The sequence below is a fragment of the Roseateles subflavus genome (assembly GCF_030285365.1).
Lineage (GTDB): Bacteria > Pseudomonadota > Gammaproteobacteria > Burkholderiales > Burkholderiaceae_C > Roseateles_B > Roseateles_B subflavus.
In genome coordinates this window covers 562,051-581,216 of the sequence record NZ_JASVDS010000002.1, presented here as the reverse complement: position 1 = coordinate 581,216, position 19,166 = coordinate 562,051, and the positions used below count along the sequence as shown (strand labels likewise).

Genomic DNA, 19,166 nt, shown 5'->3' with positions numbered 1-19,166 from the left:
GTCGCCGGCCCCGCCCGGGCACTACACTGCCCCCCGTGATGACCCGCCGTCCGCCCGCCCTGCTGTTGCGCTGCCTCGTGCTGCTGAGCCTCTGGTTCGGCGCGCTGGCGCCTGCGCTGTCGCAGGTCATCGCGGCCGAGCGCGGTGAGCTCACGCCCTTCACCCAGGTCTGCCGTGCGAGCCTGGTGTCGCCCCGCGCGCAGCAGGGTGACTGGCCCGGCTCCCGGCGGCCGGCGGTGGAGGACCACGGGCTCTCGGCCCACTGCATGTTCTGCGCGGCCCATCAGCAGGACCTCGCCCTGCCGCCGCCCAGCCTCCAGGCACGTCCGGTGGCCGAGCAGGTGCTGGCCCTGGTGCCGGCGCGCTTCCTCAGTGCCCCTGCCCTGCGCAGCGTCTGGCAGCCGGCCCAGTCCCGCGGTCCCCCCACGGGCAGCATCCTTCTCTGATTGACACGCCGCCGGGGCTGGCTAGCCAGGCCCGGTCGGTGCCTCCCTGCCGACGCGCGACCGCCCGTGCGCCGTCCGCAGCCGTCCCCTGATGTCCGCCCTTCCCGCGCGGACCGCCGGATCCCGCTCGCCGCACGGTGATGTCGATCCTGGCCTGCCAGCTGCCCGTTCCGATCATGAACAAGCCCCTTCGCCCGCAGCCCCTGCTGCTGGTTCTTGCCCTCGCCTGCGCCCTTGACGCCCAGGCCCAGTCCACGCCCCCCTCGGCGGTCGCCGCTGCCGAGCAGCCCATGCCGCCAGGCGACTCCCAGACCAAGCAGCTGGGCGTCGTCACCGTGCATGGCAACTCGCCCACCTCGCTGCCGACCACCCTCCCCACCACCATCGAAGGCGTCGACGCGGCCACGCTCGCCCGCACGGTCAACGCCACCGATGCCGAGGACGCGCTGAAGTACTTCCCCAGCCTGCTCGTGCGCAAGCGCTACATCGGCGACTACAACCACGCCGTGCTCTCCACCCGCGCCTCGGGCACGGGCAACAGCGCCCGCTCGCTGGTCTACGCCGACGGGATCCAGCTCTCCAACCTGCTCGGCAACGGCGCCACCTTCGCGCCGCGCTGGGGCCTGGTCACGCCCGAGGAGATTGCCCGCGTCGATGTGCTGTACGGGCCCTTCTCGGCCGCCTATCCGGGCAATGCCGTCGGCGCGGTGGTCGACTACCAGACCCGCATGCCCCAGGCCTTCGAGGCCCATGGCCGCGTGGCCACGGCCCTCCAGCCGAACGATCTCTACGGCCAGCGCGACACCTACCGCGCCACCCAGGGCAGCCTCTCCGTCGGCAGCCGCGACGGCGCGCTCGCCTGGTGGGTGCACGGCAGCCGCAGCCAGAGCCACGGCCAGCCGCTGGTCTTCGCCACCAAACTCCTGAGCGCCGGCACCGCGCCCGTCGCGGGCCTGCCGGTCGTGAGCGGCGCGCTGCGGGACAGGAACCGCAGCGATCAGGACTGGTACCTCATCGGCAGCGCCACCGAGTACGACACCACCCAGGACCACCTCAAGGCCAAGCTCGCGTGGGACGTCAGCCCCACGCTGCGCCTGAGCTATGTGCTGGCCGACTGGAAGAACCACAGCGACGGCAACTCGCGGAGCTGGCTGCGTGATGCCCGAGGCCAGGCCGTGGACCACCGCTACGGCGGCGACATCAGCCAGGGCGTGCTCATCGACGGCAAGCGCTACACGCTCACGGCCGCCGACTTCGGCCGCAGCCATGACGAGCTGGAGCACCGCATGCAGGCGCTGACGCTGAAGTCCCACACCATGGGCTTCTTCGACTACAGCCTCGCCTGGAGCCAGTACGACTACACGAGCGACCTCAGCCGCAGCTACGCGCCGACGAGCAAGGCCCAGCCCGAGGCGGGCCGCCTGACAGACCAGCACGGCACCGGCTGGAAGACCTGGAGTGCCCGCGGCGTGTGGCGCCCCGGCGGCGCCCACGTGCTGGAGGCCGGCCTCTCGCGCGGGGAGGACACGCTGAGCACCCGCGTCGACACCACGGCGGACTGGCGCTGGGGCAGCGCCGCCCGCTTCGCCTCGCTCTTCGCCGGCCGCACGCGCACGGACGCCCTCTTCGCCCAGGACAGCTGGGCGCTCGGCCGCGACTGGCAGGCCGTGCTGGGCCTGCGCGGCGAGCACTGGCAGGCGATGGACGGCCGCACCGAGAACGCCTACACCGGCGTCGCCGACCAGGGCGCCTGCAGCCTGGCCCGCCAGCGCTGCGTGCTGAGCCACGCCGAGCGCAGCCTGCAGGCGCTCTCGCCCAAGGCCGCGCTGTCCCACCAGCTGAACGAGGACTGGATGCTCAAGGCCAGCACCGGCCGCGCCGTGCGCTTCCCGACGGTGAGCGAGCTCTACCAGGGCGGCTTCGACAGCAAGACCGGCGGCGTCATCAACAACAACCCCGACCTGCGCCCCGAGAAGGGCTGGACCACCGAGCTGAGCGCCGAGTGGGGCGTCGGCTTCCATCAGCTGCGCATGACCTACTTCCGCGAGGACACGCGGGACGCGCTCTACGCGCTGCTCAACGTGACGACGAACGCCAGCACCGTGCAGAACGTCGACTACGTGCGCACGCACGGCGTCGAGATCGCCTTCAGCAGCGAAGGCGGCTGGACCGATCGCCTGCTCAAGGGCCTCGGCGTGAACGGCAGCCTGACCTATGCCGACTCGCGCGTGCTGGCCAGCACCGGCTACGTGAGTGTGCCGGGCGACGTGATCGGCAAGTGGCAGCCGCGCGTGCCCCGCTGGCGCGCCACGGTGGTCGCGAGCTGGCAGGCCACGCCGGACCTCAGCCTCAGCTACGGCGCGCGCTACAGCGGCCGGCAGTTCAGCACGCTCGACAACAGCGACCCCAACGGCTTCGCCTACCAGGGCGCCAGCAAGTACTTCACCACGGACCTGCGCGTGCAGTGGCGCATCAACCGTCAGTGGCGCCTCGCCGGCGGCATCGACAACCTCAACAACGACCAGTACTGGAACTTCCACCCCTATCCGCAGCGGACCTTCCATGCGGAGCTGACGTTCGATCTCTGAGCCTGAAAGGACGACCATGTCGATGACCTCCTGTCTGCGCACCGGGGCGATGGCCCTCGCCCTCGGCGCCCTCGCGATGGCCCCGGCCGTTTCGCGCGCCCACATCACCCTCGAGCAGGGCGAGGCCGTGGCCGGCAGCCCCTACAAGGCCGTGCTGCGCGTGGGCCATGGCTGCGATGGCGCCGCGACCACGCAGATCACCGTGACCCTGCCCCCGGGCTTCCGCGGCGCCAAGCCCATGCCCAAGGAGGGCTGGACCCTGGCCATCCGCCGCCAGGCCCTGGCCCAGCCCTACGACAGCCACGGCAAGACCATCCGCGAGGACGTCACCGAGATCAGCTGGACCGCACGCGACGAGGCCCACGCCCTGCCGGACGCCTGGTACGACGAGTTCGTGCTGCGCGGCGGCACGCCCGAGGCCGTCGGGCCGGTGTGGTTCAAGGTGCACCAGCGCTGCACCCAGGGCGAGTGGTCCTGGAGCGAGGTCCCCGCCAGCGGCGCCAGCACCGCCGGGCTCAAGGCCCCGGCCGTGCGCCTGATGCTGAAGGCCCCCGGCAGCGCCGAACACAGCCATTGAGGCGCGCCGGGCGGCGCCTGCGGTGAGGCCCTCGGGCGGATCCGCGGCTCGCACGGCCGAGAGCCGCAAAGCGTGGAATTGCACCGGAAGTGCCGCGCATCTAAGTGGGCCGGCGCACCCGCCTTCTTCGGGCTTTTGACGGACGCCGGCGGCGCGAAGATGGCAGCCATGACGACGCGCTCCACACCACACGCCCTGCGCCGCGGCCCTGGCCGCAAGACCTGCCCCCACGGGGCCGATCCCTGCGCCCGGGCGTGTCCGTCGGGCTGAGTCGCCTGTCCCTCACACGACCGCGCCCGGACCGCGTGCCCGCAGGGGTTCGCCTGATCTGCGCGGCTCGGCGCCCCTGGCTTCCACCTCCACGCTGCGGCCCCACGGGCAGGCTTCGTCCTGCCACGTCCCTCGGGCAGCGTCTCTGCTGGCGCCTCCTGGCGGCCCCTTTGCCGGGGCCGCCTTTTTTATGTCCTGATCCGGCGCGGTCCGTCGAAGGTCATGGGCGGGATCACGCGGATGGGGCGGGGGCCGGGGCACCCGATAATCGCGGGCGTTTGGAATGAGGAACGCCGCATGGCGGCGTCGAGGACGAGAATGAGATTACCCAACCTGCTGGCCAGCCGGAACGGCCGCCTGGGCGCCTTCTTTGCGCTGTACGTGACCGAGGGCATCCCGTTGGGCTTTGCCGCCATCGCCGTCGCGACCCAGCTGCGCCGCATGGGCGTGGGCCCGGCGGCCATCGGCGCCTTCGTCGCGTCCTTCTACCTGCCCTGGGCCTTCAAGTGGGCCTTCGGACCGGTCATCGACGTGTTCCGCTCCCAGCGCTTCGGTCACCGTCGCGCCTGGATCCTGTTCACGCAGCTGATGATGGCCCTCACCATCCTCGCGCTGATGGCCATCCCGCTGCCTGCCAGCCTGGGGCTCTTCACGAGCGTCCTGCTGGTGCACAACACCTTCGGCGCGATGCAGGACGTGGCCATCGACTCCCTGGCCTGCAACACGCTGCATGAGGACGAGCGCGGGCTCGCCAACGGCCTGATGTTCGCCGGTGCCAACGTCGGCCAGGCGATCGGCGGCAGCGGCGTGCTCTACCTGATGGGCACGGTCGGCTTCCAGCCGAGCTTCGTGATGGTGGCGCTGTCCATCCTGCTCGTGACGGGCTTCATCGTGCTGCCCATGAAGGAGGCGCTGGCCGCGCAGCTCGAGCAGCTGCCGGCGGCTTCGGCCCCGGCCCGCGCCACGCTGAGCCAGGCGGCGGGCGAGATGAAGGCCTTCGCGGTCCAGTCCTTCCGCTCCTTCCTCGGCTCACGCGGCGCCTTCTCCGCCGTGTTCTTCGGCCTGCTGCCCGTGGGCGCGATGTGCCTGGGCCTCGCACTGCAGTCCAACCTCGCCGTCGAGTTCGGCATGGACGACGCCGGCGTGGCCCTGCTCAACCTCTGGTGCACCATCGCCGGCGCCTTCGCCATGGTCATCGGCGGCATGCTGTCCGACAAGTTCGGCCGCCGCCGCATGCTGGGCCTGTACATCGTGCTGATGAGCTTCCCGGTGCTCTACCTGTGGTGGCAGATGCGCCTGCACGGCTACGACATGCCGCGCCCCTCCGGCAGCACGGCCGTTCCGGCGCTGATCACGGCGCTGTGGATCGCCTCCATCAGCTACAACGTCTTCAACGGGATGATGTACGGCACGCGCGCCGCCATCTTCATGGACGTGACCAACCCCAAGGTCGCGGCCACGCAGTTCACGGCCTACATGGCGCTGATGAACCTCGCCATCGCCATCGCCGCCACCTGGCAGGGCGTGGTGTCGGAGGCCTTCGGCTACCGGCTGACGCTGCTGATCGACGTCGCCACGGGCCTCATCTGCCTGCTGGTGCTGCCCATGATGACCAAGCCCTCCGGCGATCGCATCAGCGACGACAAAACCGAGGGCCGCGCCCGCAAGTCGGCCATCGTGCTGGGCCTGTGCTGCCTCGCCTTCGTGCCGGCCTGGCACTACCGCGAGCAGCTGGGCGAAGGCGCGCCGCTGATGCAGACCTTCTTCACGCTGGTCTTCGTGTCGTCCGCGCTGTTCCTGCTCGCCGCGCGCGCGGTGATGGGTCTCGACACCGGCCGCTGGCGCGGCCCCATGCTGTGGTGCGCCCTGCTGCTGCTGGGCATCTACTTCCGCAAGGATCTGGGCCTGCTGGGAGACGGCACGGCGCTGAAGCAGGTCGCGGAAGCCGTGATCCTGGCCGTACCTGTGCTGGGCGGCGTGACGCTGCTGGCCCTGGCGAGCCGTTCGTGGGCGGCCCTGCACGAGGACGCCTGAGGGCAGCCGACGGCGCCGGACGGCGCCCCACTCGCGACCAGGGCCCGTGACGGGCCCTTTTTCTTGCGGGTGCGCGTTCGCCGGCTCAGGCCGCCAGCAGGGCCTGCAGCGCCTGCTCGCGGATGCCGTAGAAGCGCTTGATCTCGTCGATCTGCGCCAGCACCTGCGCACGGCGCTCGGCGCTGATGCCCTGGGGGCGCCGCACGGCCAGGATCATCTTGTTCTTGCTGGTGTGCTCCAGCGCGATGAACTCGAAGACCTGCGTGTCGTAGCCCTCCGACTCCAGCAGCAGCGCGCGCAGGCCGTCGGTGATCATCTCGGCCTCCTGGCCCAGGTGGATGCCGTGCTGCAGCAGCGGCTTGAGCAGCGCCGGGCTCTGCATCTGCGGCCGCAGCTGCTTGTGGCAGCAGGGCGAGCACATGATGATCTGCGCCTTCGCCCGCAGGCCCAGGTGGATGGCGAAGTCGGTGGCGATGTCGCAGGCATGCAGCGCGATCATCACGTCCAGGCGCTCGGGGCGGTACTCCCGCACGTCGCCCTGGTCGAAGCGCAGGCCCGTGCAGGCATTGCGCGTCGCGACGTCGTTGCACAGGCGGACCATGTCCTCGCGCAGCTCGACGCCCAGCACCTCCGGCGCCTTGCCCAGCTCGCGCAGGTAGTCGTGCATCGCGAAGGTGAGGTAGCCCTTGCCGGAGCCGAAGTCCGCCACATGGACGTCCGGCGAGGTGGCCAGGGCCGATTGCGACAGCGCCTTGCCGAAGATCTCGATGAACTTGTTGATCTGCTTCCACTTGCGGGACATGGCCGGCACCAGCTCCAGCCCCTGGCGCCCGTCGTGGGTCAGGCCGAGGTCGCGCCACACGGGGCGCTCGAGGGCCAGGTGGCGCTGCTTGCTGCGGTCGTGGCTGGCGCCGGCATCGGCCGGCTGCGGGGCGGCCTCGCCCGGCGCGGCGGCCTTGAGCTTGCCCACGCGCAGGGTGGGCCGGCCCTTGCGGCTGTAGGCCAGCTGCAACTCGCGGGTGTCGGTCAGCAGATGTGCGTTCTGGAACGGCGTGCCCAGCAGGCCGGCGAGCGCCTGCAGCCCCTCCTCGAGCCCGTGGTTCTTGGTGACGTCGCGGGTCTGGTAGCGCCACAGGAAGCTGAGCGCCCGCTCGCCGCGCAGCTCGATCTCGCGCACCATCAGGCGCTCCAGGCCGGCCTCGCCCCCTTCGGGCTTGCCCAGGCTCAGCTTGAAGCCCTGGCGTGCCGCGAGCACGCCTCGCAGGCTGTGCAGGAAGCGGGCGACGGCATCGTCGGCATCCGGGGCGGCGGTCGGGGCAATCAGGTGGCTGAACATGGGGGAGGCAGGCAGAGGCGGCAGGCGGCCGCGGCGAGGAAGCCGCGCGACGGCAAAGCCTGGATTGTCCCCCATGCGCCCTGCGCGCCTCGATCTGGCCGTGACCTGGCCGCCTATTCCGCGCATCAATCCCTGGCCCGGCCGCCGACACTGCGAAGACAATGCCTCCAGATCGGGCATCCGCGCCGCTGCGCGCGCCCGGCCTGACGCACAGACCTGAAGCGCCGGCCTCATTCCACAGGACTCCTACGCACGCCCCGTCCCATGCAAGCCCTGGAAACCTTGCTGTCCTCCCAGCTGGCCGCCTGGCACAACCGGCACCCGCTGGCCCGGCGCGTGCGCGCCGTGGACGTGCACACGATGGGGGTGATCGCCCTGCCCTTCATGCGCAGCGGGCCGCCCCGCGAGCCGCAGGAGCCCGTGCTGGGAGAGGCCGGGAGCTTCTCCGCCGAGCCCTCCTTCACGCAGCCGCCCCGGCCCGGCCTGCTGCAGCGCCTGCTGGCCTGGCGGCCCGGGCGCCAGCGTCCGCGTGACCGCTGGCCGGTGTTCAGCGAGCAGTTCGTCGTCGGCGTCTCCCCGCGGCAGGCGGGCGAGTTCGCGCGCCGCTACGGCTACAGCCAGCGGCCGGACGGCGGCAGCTGGCCGCTGCGCAGCATTCCCGTCGACGAAACGCTGGCGGCGCAGGATCCCGCGGATGGCGCGGGCGCCTGGCCCGAGGAGATCTACCTGCTCAGCGCGGCGCTCGATGCCGGCCCGGCCCGCACCCGCGTGCTCGTGGCGCAGGGCGCCGGTCTGCGGCTGTACATCACCGGCCCGCGCTGCCTGCATCCGCTGAAGGTGGGCCTGTTCGGGCTGCTGATGGCCCTGCTGCTGGGCCTGGTGCTGCTGGCCAGCCTGAGCCCGAAGAAGGCCTCCCCCGGCGCCGCCGCGCCTGCCGCAGCGGCCTCGGCGGCCCAGCCGGCCAGCGCCGCCACGCCGGCGGCGTCGGGCCCCATGGCCACCGAGGCGAGCGGCCATGAGCACGCTGCGTCGGCCCCCTTGCCTCCCGAGCTGCCGGCCAGCGCGGCCCACGTGACCGCGCCCCCTGCCGCCGCGAGCGCCCCTCCCGTGCCCAGCGCTGCGCCCGGCTCCGCGCCCACGCTGATGACGGCCAGCCAGCTGCCCGACAACATGGCCTCAGCACCGGACATCCGCCCGCGCCTCGTGCCCCGCCCGGAAGGCGGCACGTCCGCCAAGGACACGCCGGCGCCATCGAGCAAGGAATCCGGCAAGGACGGCACCAAGCCCCCGGCCCGGCCCACCGACGAAGTGATCGAACGGGCGCACAGCAGCGGCGTCGGCAATGGCGCCCTCGTCCGGCCGGCGCAAAAGACAGACCGACCGCCACTTCGCGACGGTGAGGCCAGCAGCTCAGCCAAGGCCGCCTCGGACGACAAGGCACCGCGAACGCCCGCCTCCGAAGCGAAGCCGGCGCCCGCCAGCACGGCCGATGCGCTCCGGCAGCGCCCGGGCAAGGGCGCGGAGGGCCGGGGCGGCCAGGACGTGGCCGGCACGCCGCTGGTCGCGCTCGTGGGGCCGGCCCTGCCCAGCAAGGCCGAGGCCGAGGCCTATCTCCAGAAGATGCAGCCGCTCATCCAGCCGCTGGTGGGCAAGCGCCCGCTGGAGCTGCAGGTCATCCAGACGCCCGAAGGCTGGCGCGCCGCCGCCTGGCCCTTCCCGAGCCGCGAGGAGGCACAGCTGATCAACGCAATGCTGGTCGCCCGCGGCCTGCGTACGCGGGCCGTGGACTTCTGAGCCGGCCGCACCGCCGCCACGGCGGCGGGGGGCGGCGCCGGGCTCAGCTGCGGTAGTCGGCGTTGATGGTCACGTAGTCGTGACTCAGGTCGCAGGTCCAGACCGTGGTCTGGGCCAGCCCGCGGTGCAGCTTGACGCGCACGGTGATCTCCGACTGCTTCATCACGCGCTGGCCGTCTTCCTCGCGGTACTCGGGATGGCGGCCGCCCTGGCGCACGACATGGACGTCGTCCAGGAAGAGGTCGATCAGCGTCTGGTCGAGGTCGGCGATGCCGGCGTAGCCCACGGCAGCGAGGATGCGGCCCAGGTTGGGGTCGCTGGCAAAGAAGGCCGTCTTGACCAGGGGCGAGTGGGCGATGGCGTATGCCGCGAGCTGGCACTCGGCCTCGTCCCGACCGCCTTCGATCTTCACGGTGATGAACTTCGTCGCGCCCTCGCCGTCGCGCACGATGGCCTGCGCCAGCTGCTGCGACACCGCGATCACGGCATCACGCAAGACCTGACCCTCGGGCGACGCCAGCGACTCGATCCGCGCATGGCCGGCCTGCTGCGTGGCGATGAGCACGAAGGAGTCGTTCGTGGAGGTGTCGCCGTCGATGGTGATGCGGTTGAAGGAGGCGTCGGCGGCATCGCGCACCAGGCCCTGCAGCAGCTCGGGGGCGATGCAGGCGTCGGTGGCCACATAGCCCAGCATCGTCGCCATGTTGGGGCGGATCATGCCCGCGCCCTTGGAGATGCCGGTGATGGTGACGGTCTTGCCGCCGATCTGCACCTGGCGGGAGGCCGCCTTGGGCAGCGTGTCCGTCGTCATGATGCCTTCGGCCGCCTCGGCCCAGGCGTCGGCGCGCAGGGCCGCCACGGCCTGGGGCAGGCCCGCGATGATGCGGTCCACCGGCAGCGTTTCCATGATCACGCCCGTCGAGAAGGGCAGCACCTGCGCGGGGTGGATGCCCATCAGGCCGGCCAGGGCGTCGCAGCTCTGGCGCGCACGGGCCAGGCCGTCCTCGCCGGTGCCGGCGTTCGCGTTGCCGGTGTTGACGAGGATGGCGCGCACGCCCTGCCCGGCTGCCAGGTGCTCGCGGCAGATCTGCACCGGGGCGGCGCAGAAGCGGTTCTTGGTGAACACGCCGGCCACCGAGCTGCCTTCATCCAGCGCGATCACGCTGAGGTCGCGGCGGTTGGCCTTGCGCACGCCCGCCATCGTGATGCCCAGGCGCACGCCGGGAACGGGGTGGAGCGAAGCGGGATCGGGAGCGGTGAGATTGACAGGCATGGTGCAGCAGGCTTCAGGTGGCGCCCCATGGCGCCGATCGCCCGCGATTGTAGGACCGCACCTCCGTCCGGGCACGGCGCCGCAGCAATGAAAAAGGGCGAAGCCCGCGTGGACTTCGCCCTGGTTCGTGTGCGTGTGTGTGTGTGCGCGGCAGGCGCTCAGCCGGCGCGACGGCGACGTGCGGCCACGAAGCCGACCACGCCCAGGCCGGCGGCCATCAGGGCCAGGCGGCTGGGTTCGGGCACGGGCTGGGCGATGATGTCCTGGAAGCTGTCGTTGTGCAGCGCCTGGAGCTGATAGAGGCTGGGCCCGGCGTAGTTGATCGCCGCCTGCAGATAGGTCTCGCCGATGTTGACCGCCTGCGTGACGGCCGCGAGGTCGTCGCCTCCCAGGACATAGAAGTTGCCGCCACCGGCAGCGCCGAACTGCACCTTCAGCCCGGAGGCGCCGCCGGCATCCAGCATGATCTCCCACACGGCCAGCTGGAAGCCGGCTTCCTTGACGACATCGCCGAAGGACTGGCTGTAGCTCGTGGAATACAGGTTGGAGAGCAGCGACTGCTGCGTCGACGTCAGCGTGCCCAGCGAGAACCCGGCCGGGTCGAAGTTGTTCGTCTGGCTCGGCTCGATGCAGTAGGCGAAGAACGACTGCCCCGTGCCGAGGTCACGATACTCCAGCGCCCCCGCGAAGCCGCTGGTCTTGCTGGTCGTGATCTGGAGCGCCGTCAGACGATCGCCGAGGAACTCGATGTTCAGCGCCTGGGCGCTGAACGCGAGTGCCCAGGCTGCCGCGGCAACACAGAGCTTCTTCATGACGGCACCTGCCGGTAGGCCGGAATCAGCGCTTGGCAGCGCGACGGCGCTGGACAGCGCCCATCAGGCCGGCAGCGCCGAGCAGCAGCGCCAGCGAGCCGGGCTCGGGCACGGCCTTGAGCTGGGTGAGCGCGCCGCTGAACAGGCCTGCGGACTTGGTGTCCTTCATCACGCCGGACACATAGAGCGTCCAGGTGCTGCCGGCACCCAGCATCACGGGGGCCAGGTCCCACACTTCCTGGAACGTGGGCATGCCCCAGGGCGTGGTTTCGGTGAAGTCGTAGCGCAGCGTGCCGTTCGACAGGTAGGCGCTCGTGATGTCGACGTAGATGCCTTCGGTCGGCTCCGTGGCCTTGAAGGCATGGAGGTGACCGCTGACCTGGCCGCCCGCCAGCGCGGCATCCACCACGAAGGACTGGGAGAACGCGGTCGGACGACGGACCGGTGCGAGGTTGGAGGAGGCGAAGTCCTGGACGATCGGCGTCGCCGATGCAGCCACGGCGGACAACGCAAGAGCCAGACCGGCCAGCAGCCGGGATGTAGTACCCAGAGTCATGAAGTGGGGTTCCCGTTCGACGTCCACCAAGTGCCGACCTGCGTCACCCGATGGCTATTTGTAAGATTTTGCGTTGCCATCATAGTGTGCCCCACCCCCCGCGGCGTCCCCCGCGTCCACGGGGGCAGGGCCCGGAATTCGTGAAGTTTGGCACTGACGCCGAGTGGCGCGACCGCCGCGGGGGCAGGTCTTGCCCCCCCGCAAGCGCCGCCCGGCGGCCCGGTTCAGCTCAGCTTGCCGTGGCAGGACTTGAACTTCTTGCCGCTGCCGCAGGGGCAGGGGTCGTTGCGACCCACATGGCCGAACTGCTCGACGATGGTGGCGGGGTCGATGTCCTGCGACACCGAACCATCCTCGTTGGGATGGGTGTAGGTCACGTTGCTGACGCTCTCGGCACGCTGCTCGATGGCTTCGGCCGCGGCATTGGCCTCTTCCTGGCTCTGGATGCGCACGTTCATCAGCACGCGGGTGACTTCCATCTTCACCACGTCCAGCAGCTGCGAGAACAGCTCGAAGGCCTCGCGCTTGTATTCCTGCTTGGGGTTCTTCTGGGCGTAGCCGCGCAGGTGGATGCCCTGGCGCAGGTAGTCCAGCGAGGCCAGGTGCTCGCGCCAGTGCTGGTCGATGGACTGCAGCAGCACCATGCGCATGAAGGGCGTGAACTGGTCCTCGCCGACGAGGGCCAGCTTGGACTCGAACACGGCGTCGCCGGCCTTGGTGACCATCTCGACGATGTCCTCGTCGGTCACGGCATCGCGCTTGGCGACCTCGGCGACCAGCGGCACGTCCAGCTGCCATTCATCCTTGAGCACGCGCTCGAGGGCCGGCAGGTCCCACTGCTCTTCCAGGCTCTCGGCCGGCACGAAGGTGCGGACCACGTCTTCCAGCGAGCTGCCGCGCAGGTTGCCGATCTGGGCGGTGAGCTTCTCGGCCTCGAGGATGTCGTTGCGCTGCTGGTAGATGACCTTGCGCTGGTCGTTCGACACGTCGTCGTACTCGAGCAGCTGCTTGCGGATGTCGAAGTTGCGGGCCTCGACCTTGCGCTGCGCGCCCTCGATGGAGCGGGTCACGATGCCCGCCTCGATGGCCTCGCCCTCGGGCATCTTCAGGCGGTCCATGATGGCGCGCACGCGGTCCCCCGCGAAGATGCGCATCAGCGGATCGTCCAGCGACAGGTAGAAGCGCGAGGAGCCCGGATCGCCCTGGCGGCCCGAACGGCCCCGCAGCTGGTTGTCGATCCGGCGGCTCTCGTGGCGCTCCGTGGCGATGATGCGCAGGCCGCCCTCGGCCTTCACCTTGGCATGCAGCGCCGCCCACTCATCCTTGAGCTTCTGGATGCGGGCCGCCTTCTCCTCGGCGGGCACCGACTCATCGGCCTCCAGGAACTCGACCTGCTTCTCGACGTTGCCGCCCAGCACGATGTCCGTGCCCCGGCCGGCCATATTGGTGGCGATGGTGATCACGCCCGGGCGACCGGCCTGGGCGACGATCTCGGCCTCCTTGGCGTGCTGCTTGGCGTTGAGCACCTGGTGCGGCAGCTTCGCCTTCGTCAGCAGCTGGGAGATCAGCTCGGAGTTCTCGATGGACGTCGTGCCCACCAGCACCGGCTGGCCGCGCTCGTGGCAGTCGCGGATGTCGGCGATGACGGCGTTGTACTTCTCCTGGGCGGTCTTGTAGACCAGGTCCAGCTCGTCCTTGCGGATGGTCGGGCGGTTCGGCGGGATCACCACGGTCTCGAGGCCGTAGATCTCCTGGAACTCGTAGGCTTCCGTGTCGGCCGTGCCGGTCATGCCGGACAGCTTGCCGTACATGCGGAAGTAGTTCTGGAAGGTGATGGAGGCCATCGTCTGGTTCTCGGCCTGGATGGCCACACCTTCCTTGGCTTCCACGGCCTGGTGCAGGCCGTCGCTCCAGCGGCGCCCCGTCATCAGGCGGCCGGTGAACTCGTCGACGATGGTGACTTCGCCGTTCTGCACGACGTAGTGCTGGTCGCGGTGATACACGTGGTGCGCGCGCAGGGCGGCGTACAGGTGGTGCATCAGCGTGATGTTGGCGGCGTCGTAGAGGCTGGCGCCCTCGGCCAGCAGGCCGGCCTCGGACAGCAGGCGCTCGGCGTTCTCGTGGCCGTCTTCGGTCAGGTAGATCTGGTGGGACTTCTCGTCCACGGTGAAGTCGCCCGGCTCGATGACGCCCTCGCCCGTGCGCGGGTCCAGCTCGCCGATCTGCTTCTTGAGCCGCGGCGCGACCTTGTTGATGGCCAGGTAGACGTCGGTCTGGTCCTCGGCCTGGCCGGAGATGATCAGCGGCGTGCGGGCCTCGTCGATCAGGATGGAGTCCACCTCGTCAACGATGGCGTAGGCAAGCGGGCGCTGCACACGGTCACGCACGTCGTGGACCATGTTGTCGCGCAGGTAGTCGAAGCCGTACTCGTTGTTCGTGCCGTAGGTGATGTCGGCGGCGTAGGCGGCCTGCTTCTCCTCGCGGCTGGTCTGCGGCAGGTTGATGCCGACGCTCAGGCCCAGGAAGTTGTACAGGCGGGCCATCCACTCGGCGTCGCGACGGGCCAGGTAGTCGTTGACCGTCACCACGTGCACGCCCTTGCCGGTCAGGGCATTGAGGTAGACCGGCAGCGTGGCCATCAGCGTCTTGCCTTCGCCGGTGCGCATTTCGGCGACCTTGCCGGCATTGAGCACCATGCCGCCGATCAGCTGCACGTCGAAGTGGCGCATCTTCAGGGCGCGCTTGCCGCCCTCGCGCACCACGGCAAAGGCTTCCGGCAGGATCTGGTCCACCGTCTCGCCCTTGGCGATGCGGTCCTTGAATTCCTGGGTCTTGGCCCGCAGCGCCTCGTCGTCCAGCGCCTCCATCTGGGGCTCCAGCGCGTTGATCTGCTGGACGGTGCGGCGGTATTGCTTCAGCAGGCGCTCGTTGCGGCTACCGAAGATCTTGGTGAGAAGCGAGGGCAACATGCAGTGATTCTTGGACGGTAAGAGCTGGCACCAGGCCCGCCAGGCTCGTGATTCTTCTGTGCTGGGCAGGCTGCTGGCACGGCAGGCCCGCTGCGCCTGGGCGCGACGGACCCGTGAAACCTTGTTCTGGTCCTCCATCTCGGGGCATGACGGCCGCTTGCAAGCCCGCTCGACGCACCTCCTGTATCCGGCGGTGCCTGAAGCCATTCAGACATCGTCGCGTCAGGCGCCAGGAAAGGCACCGGGAGGCCGCCCGCAGGGCCCGCCAGCCGGCAAGACCAGGGCGGAGGACAACCGGCGGAGTTTAGCACCCGGCATCCCTCCCTTTGCCTCGGGACGCCGGGCGGGCGCTCCGGGTCTACACTGAGGCGCATGCGCAGACCCGATGCCTCCACGACCGCCCCTGCCGGCGGCCCCGCCGTGCCCGACCCGACCCCCATCGGCCAGGCGCTGGCCCAGCACCAGGGCCTGGCGCGGCTGGGGGTGCTGATGCAGGAGTCGCAGCGCCGCATGGCCCTCGTCGCCCCGGCCCTGCCGGGCGCGATGACGCGCTTCGTGAAGCCCGGCCCGATCGACGAGGACGGCTGGACCCTCCTGGCCGCCAATGCCGCCGTGGCCGCCAAGCTGCGCCAGTTGCAGCCGCGCCTGGAGGCTCGCCTGCAGGAGCAGGGCCTCCAGCCCAGCCGCGTGCGGATCAAGGTGCAGGGCTGAGCGGTGCCGCAGGGGGCGCCTGAATGTCGCACCCACAAAGAAAAACACAGGCGCAAGGCCTGTGTCTTCATGGGTGTGGTGCCGGCTATCGGATTCGAACTGATGACCTACCGCTTACAAGGCGGTTGCTCTACCAACTGAGCTAAGCCGGCTGTGCGCCCCGGGCCATGAGCCCAAGGCAGGCGCGGATTGTAGGGGCAAATCGGCACCCTCGAACCCGCCCGCAGCCTCGACGGCCGAGGGGATCCGGGCGCCGCCCGTCCCTACTTGATCCGCTTGAGCGTCGGACGCGGTCCGGGGCCGTCCCCCGGGCCTTCGCCCGGCGCGCCGCCAGTCTCTTCGCCGGAGGTTTCCACCACCGGCGAGGCCGGCGCTTCCGCCACGGCCGGCGCTGGCGCCAGGCGCAGCCCCTTGGCAGCCGGCTTGGCCGCCGGGCGCGCCTCGGGCGCCGCGGGCTCGACCGCCGCCGGTGCCGTTTCAGCCACCGGCGCGGGGAAGGCCATGCCCTGCCCGTTCTCGCGGGCATAGATGGCCACCACGTGATCCACCGGCACGACGATCTCGCGGGCGACGCCGCCGAAGCGCGCCTTGAACTGGATGAACTCGTTGCCGAGGTCCAGGCCGTTCGTGGCATCGAAGCCGACGTTCAGCACGATCTCGTTGTTGCTGACGTACTCCATCGGCACCTGAACCGTGCCATCGACCTGCACCGCGATGTACGGCGTGAAGCCGTTGTCGGTGCACCAGTCATGCAGGGCGCGGATCAGATAGGGTCGCGTGGAGGTGCCGGCGGGCGCGCCGCCGTCTGGGGTCTGGTCCATGGCTCGCGTCGCTTACTTGCGCATCACCTTTTCCGAGGGCGTCAGCGCCTCGATATAGGCGGGGCGCGAGAAGATGCGTTCCGCATACTTCAGCAGCGGCAGCGCATTCTTGGACATGTCGATGCCGTAGTAGTCCAGGCGCCACAGCAGCGGAGCGATGGCCACGTCCAGCATGGAGAAGTCGTCCCCCAGCATGTACTTGTTCTTCAGGAAGATCGGTGCCAGCTGCGTCAGGCGGTCGCGGATCTGCGAACGGGCCTTCTCCAGCTGCTTGTCCGTCGGCTTGACGGCCTGGCCGCGGTTCTCCAGCACGTTGACGTGGGCGAACAGCTCCTTCTCGAAGTTCAGCAGGAACAGGCGCACGCGGGCACGGGCGACCGGGTCCCCGGGCATCAGCTGCGGATGCGGGAAGCGCTCGTCGATGTACTCGTTGATGATGTGCGACTCATACAGGATCAGGTCGCGCTCGACGAGGATGGGCACCTCGTTGTACGGATTCATCAGCGCGATGTCTTCCGGCTTGGCGAACAGGTCCACATCACGGATTTCGAAGTCCATGCCCTTTTCGAACAGCACGAAGCGGCAACGGTGCGAGTAGGGGCAAGTGGTTCCAGAATAAAGCACCATCATGGCGGCGGACTCCTGAGTTCAGGTCAACAATCGATTCCGTGTGCCCGACATGGTAGCGGCACACAAAAGGCAAACGCAGTGGGTGCCCGCGAAGGCCTCCCACTGCGCAACAGGGCCCGGCTCGCAGGCTGGGCCCGAAGGCTTACTTCACGTCCTTCCAGTAGGACGCATTCAGGCGCCAGGCAAACAGGGTGAAGATACCCAGACCCAGCAGCACGAGCACGCCCAGACGGAAGCGCTGCGCCTGTGCCGGCTCACCCATCCACTGCAGATAGGCGACCAGGTCACCCACGGCATTGTCGTAGGCGCGGGCGTCCAGGGTGCCCGGGGTCAGCTGCTCGAAGCCCTTGAAGACGTGGATCTTCTTGGCATGGTCATGCGGATCGGCTTCCTCGACGAACTTGGCGGCACGCTGGCCCTGCAGTTCCCACAGCACGTGCGGCATGGCGACGCTCGGGAAGGCCAGGTTGTTCCAACCGGTGGCCTTGGTCTCGTCGCGGTAGAAGGTCCGCATGTAGGTGTAGAGGTAGTCGGCACCGGAGCCCTTGGCGCCGTCGGCGCGCGAGCGGGCGATCACGGTCAGGTCCGGCGGGGTGGCGCCGAACCAGTCCTTGGCCTGCTTCGGGTCCAGCGAGACCTTCATGGTGTCGCCCACCTTCTCGGTGGCGAACATCAGGTTGCCCTTGATCTGGGCTTCCGTCAGGCCGATGTCCCGCAGGCGGTTGTAGCGCATGTAGGCTGCCGAGTGGCAGTTCAGGCAGTAGTTGACGAAGAGCTTGGCGCCGTTCTGCAGGGACGCCACGTCCGTCATCTTTTCCTTCGGGAACTTGTCCCACTCCATGCCGCCGGAGTTGGCCATGGCACCCGAGGCCAGGCCCAGACCGATCAGCAGCGTAGCGATGAATTTCTTCATGAGATTCGACTCCTGGACTGATCAGTGGGGGTGGAAAGTGACGCGGTCAGGCACAGGCTTGAACGTGCCTTGCTTGCTCCACCACGGCATCAGCAGGAAGAAACCGAAGTAGTACAGGGTACCGACCTGGGCGACGAGCGTGCCGATTTCCGTCGGGGGCTGGATACCGAGGTAGGCCAGCACCAGGAAGAAGATGACGAACACGCCGTAGACGTACTTGTGCCAGCTCGGACGGTAGCGGATCGACTTGACCGGGCTGTGGTCCAGCCAGGGCAGGAAGAACAGGATGATCACGGCACCGCCCATCACCACCACACCCCAGAACTTCGCGTCGAAGGTCTTGAGCAGGAAGATGGCCACGACGGCGATGGCCAGCGTCGCCACCTTGCCCTTGCCGGAGAACGTGCCCTTGAGCACGGCCAGCACGGCACCCAGACCGAGGATGACCGACAGCACGTTGACCATCACATCGGTCGTGGCGCGCAGCATCGAGTAGAAGGGCGTGAAGTACCAGACCGGCGCGATGTGCGGCGGCGTCTTCAGCGGGTCGGCCGGGATGAAGTTGTTGTACTCCAGGAAGTAGCCGCCCAGCTCAGGCGCGAAGAAGATGATGGCCGAGAACACCATCAGGAACAGGCCCACGCCGAAGATGTCGTGCACGCTGTAGTAGGGATGGAAGGGGATGCCGTCCAGCGGGCGGCCCTGCGCATCCTTCTTGGCCTTGATCTCGACGCCGTCCGGGTTGTTCGAACCCACTTCGTGCAGCGCGATGATGTGCGCCACCACCAGGCCCAGCAGGACCAGGGGCACGGCGATCACGTGGAAGCTGAAGAAGCGGTTCAGGGTGGCGTCACCGACGACGTAGTCGCCGCGGATCATCAGGGCCAGGTCGTTGCCGACGAAGGGCACGGCAGCGAACAGGTTCACGATCACCTGGGCGCCCCAGTAGGACATCTGGCCCCAGGGCAGCAGGTAGCCCATGAAGGCTTCAGCCATCAGGCACAGGAAGATCGCGCAGCCGAAGATCCAGACCAGCTCGCGGGGCTTGCGGTACGAGCCGTACAGCAGGCCACGGAACATGTGCAGGTACACGACCACGAAGAAGGCGGAGGCACCCGTCGAGTGCATGTAGCGGATCAGCCAGCCCCAGGGCACATCGCGCATGATGTACTCGACCGAGGCGAAGGCCACGGCGGCATCCGGCTTGTAGTGCATCACCAGGAAGATGCCGGTGACGATCTGGATCACCAGCACCAGCATGGCCAGCGAGCCGAAGATGTACCACCAGTTGAAGTTCTTCGGAGCGTAGTACTCCGACATGTGCTCCCGGTACATCTTGCTGAGCGGGAAGCGGTTGTCCACCCAGGTCAGCACTTGCTCGCCCACGGAGGCGCCAGCGGGAGCTTCTTTGAATTCAGCCATATCGACCTCTGTCC

15 protein-coding genes and 1 tRNA gene are annotated in these 19,166 nt (G+C 69.2%); 6 read left to right on the top strand and 10 right to left on the bottom strand.

Annotated features, from left to right (window positions below; genetic code table 11):
* Positions 1-38: 38 nt before the first annotated feature.
* The 4 genes from QRD43_RS08430 to QRD43_RS08415 all read left to right on the top strand — a co-directional run bounded on the left by QRD43_RS08430 (position 39) and on the right by QRD43_RS08415 (position 5,915).
* The gene (locus QRD43_RS08430) at positions 39-446 is read left to right on the top strand and encodes a DUF2946 domain-containing protein (protein ID WP_285982040.1); all 408 of its coding nucleotides are present in this window, start codon (positions 39-41) and stop codon (positions 444-446) included.
* Positions 447-622: 176 nt separating this feature from the next.
* The gene (locus QRD43_RS08425) at positions 623-3,034 is read left to right on the top strand and encodes a TonB-dependent receptor (RefSeq protein ID WP_285982039.1); all 2,412 of its coding nucleotides are present in this window, start codon (positions 623-625) and stop codon (positions 3,032-3,034) included.
* A gap of 16 nt (positions 3,035-3,050) precedes the next feature.
* Positions 3,051-3,611: a YcnI family copper-binding membrane protein gene (locus QRD43_RS08420; RefSeq protein ID WP_285982038.1), complete on the top strand. Its 561-nt coding sequence runs from the start codon at positions 3,051-3,053 to the stop codon at positions 3,609-3,611.
* Between the two features lie 588 nt (positions 3,612-4,199).
* Complete coding sequence (locus QRD43_RS08415; RefSeq protein WP_285982037.1) at positions 4,200-5,915, top strand: MFS transporter; 1,716 nt, start codon at positions 4,200-4,202, stop codon at positions 5,913-5,915.
* A gap of 85 nt (positions 5,916-6,000) precedes the next feature.
* On the opposite strand, the gene QRD43_RS08410 is transcribed toward QRD43_RS08415, so the two are convergent.
* On the bottom strand, positions 6,001-7,251 hold the full coding sequence (locus QRD43_RS08410) for a class I SAM-dependent methyltransferase (RefSeq protein WP_285982036.1): 1,251 nt from the start codon (positions 7,249-7,251) through the stop codon (positions 6,001-6,003).
* 264 nt (positions 7,252-7,515) lie between these two features.
* On the opposite strand from QRD43_RS08410, the gene QRD43_RS08405 reads away from it, so the two are divergent.
* Positions 7,516-9,045 carry a hypothetical protein gene (locus tag QRD43_RS08405; protein ID WP_285982035.1) on the top strand — a complete coding sequence of 510 codons (1,530 nt, stop codon included), beginning with the start codon at positions 7,516-7,518 and terminating at the stop codon, positions 9,043-9,045.
* Between the two features lie 43 nt (positions 9,046-9,088).
* On the opposite strand, the gene argJ is transcribed toward QRD43_RS08405, so the two are convergent.
* From argJ to secA, 4 genes are all read right to left on the bottom strand, one after another.
* Positions 9,089-10,318 (bottom strand): bifunctional glutamate N-acetyltransferase/amino-acid acetyltransferase ArgJ, encoded by a 1,230-nt coding sequence (gene argJ / locus QRD43_RS08400; RefSeq protein WP_285982034.1) that lies wholly within the window; start codon positions 10,316-10,318, stop codon positions 9,089-9,091.
* 158 nt (positions 10,319-10,476) lie between these two features.
* Positions 10,477-11,130: a PEP-CTERM sorting domain-containing protein gene (locus QRD43_RS08395; RefSeq protein WP_285982033.1), complete on the bottom strand. Its 654-nt coding sequence runs from the start codon at positions 11,128-11,130 to the stop codon at positions 10,477-10,479.
* Positions 11,131-11,155: 25 nt separating this feature from the next.
* The gene (locus QRD43_RS08390; protein ID WP_285982032.1) at positions 11,156-11,686 is read right to left on the bottom strand and encodes an FxDxF family PEP-CTERM protein; all 531 of its coding nucleotides are present in this window, start codon (positions 11,684-11,686) and stop codon (positions 11,156-11,158) included.
* Positions 11,687-11,910: 224 nt separating this feature from the next.
* Complete coding sequence (gene secA / locus QRD43_RS08385) at positions 11,911-14,655, bottom strand: preprotein translocase subunit SecA (protein WP_285982031.1); 2,745 nt, start codon at positions 14,653-14,655, stop codon at positions 11,911-11,913.
* Between the two features lie 372 nt (positions 14,656-15,027).
* Between secA and QRD43_RS08380 the strand changes: the two genes are divergently transcribed.
* Complete coding sequence (locus QRD43_RS08380; protein ID WP_285982030.1) at positions 15,028-15,366, top strand: hypothetical protein; 339 nt, start codon at positions 15,028-15,030, stop codon at positions 15,364-15,366.
* A 76-nt stretch (positions 15,367-15,442) separates the two neighbouring features.
* Here the strand turns inward: QRD43_RS08380 and QRD43_RS08375 are convergent.
* From QRD43_RS08375 to QRD43_RS08355, 5 genes are all read right to left on the bottom strand, one after another.
* Positions 15,443-15,518 (bottom strand) — tRNA-Thr (locus QRD43_RS08375).
* Between the two features lie 111 nt (positions 15,519-15,629).
* Positions 15,630-16,187: a ClpXP protease specificity-enhancing factor gene (locus QRD43_RS08370; protein ID WP_285982029.1), complete on the bottom strand. Its 558-nt coding sequence runs from the start codon at positions 16,185-16,187 to the stop codon at positions 15,630-15,632.
* A gap of 12 nt (positions 16,188-16,199) precedes the next feature.
* Positions 16,200-16,817 carry a glutathione S-transferase N-terminal domain-containing protein gene (locus tag QRD43_RS08365; RefSeq protein WP_183103385.1) on the bottom strand — a complete coding sequence of 206 codons (618 nt, stop codon included), beginning with the start codon at positions 16,815-16,817 and terminating at the stop codon, positions 16,200-16,202.
* Positions 16,818-16,959: 142 nt separating this feature from the next.
* On the bottom strand, positions 16,960-17,730 hold the full coding sequence (locus tag QRD43_RS08360; RefSeq protein ID WP_285982028.1) for a cytochrome c1: 771 nt from the start codon (positions 17,728-17,730) through the stop codon (positions 16,960-16,962).
* A gap of 21 nt (positions 17,731-17,751) precedes the next feature.
* A complete protein-coding gene (locus QRD43_RS08355) occupies positions 17,752-19,152 on the bottom strand; it encodes a cytochrome b (protein ID WP_285982027.1) in 1,401 nt (466 codons plus the stop codon).
* Positions 19,153-19,166: the final 14 nt, after the last annotated feature.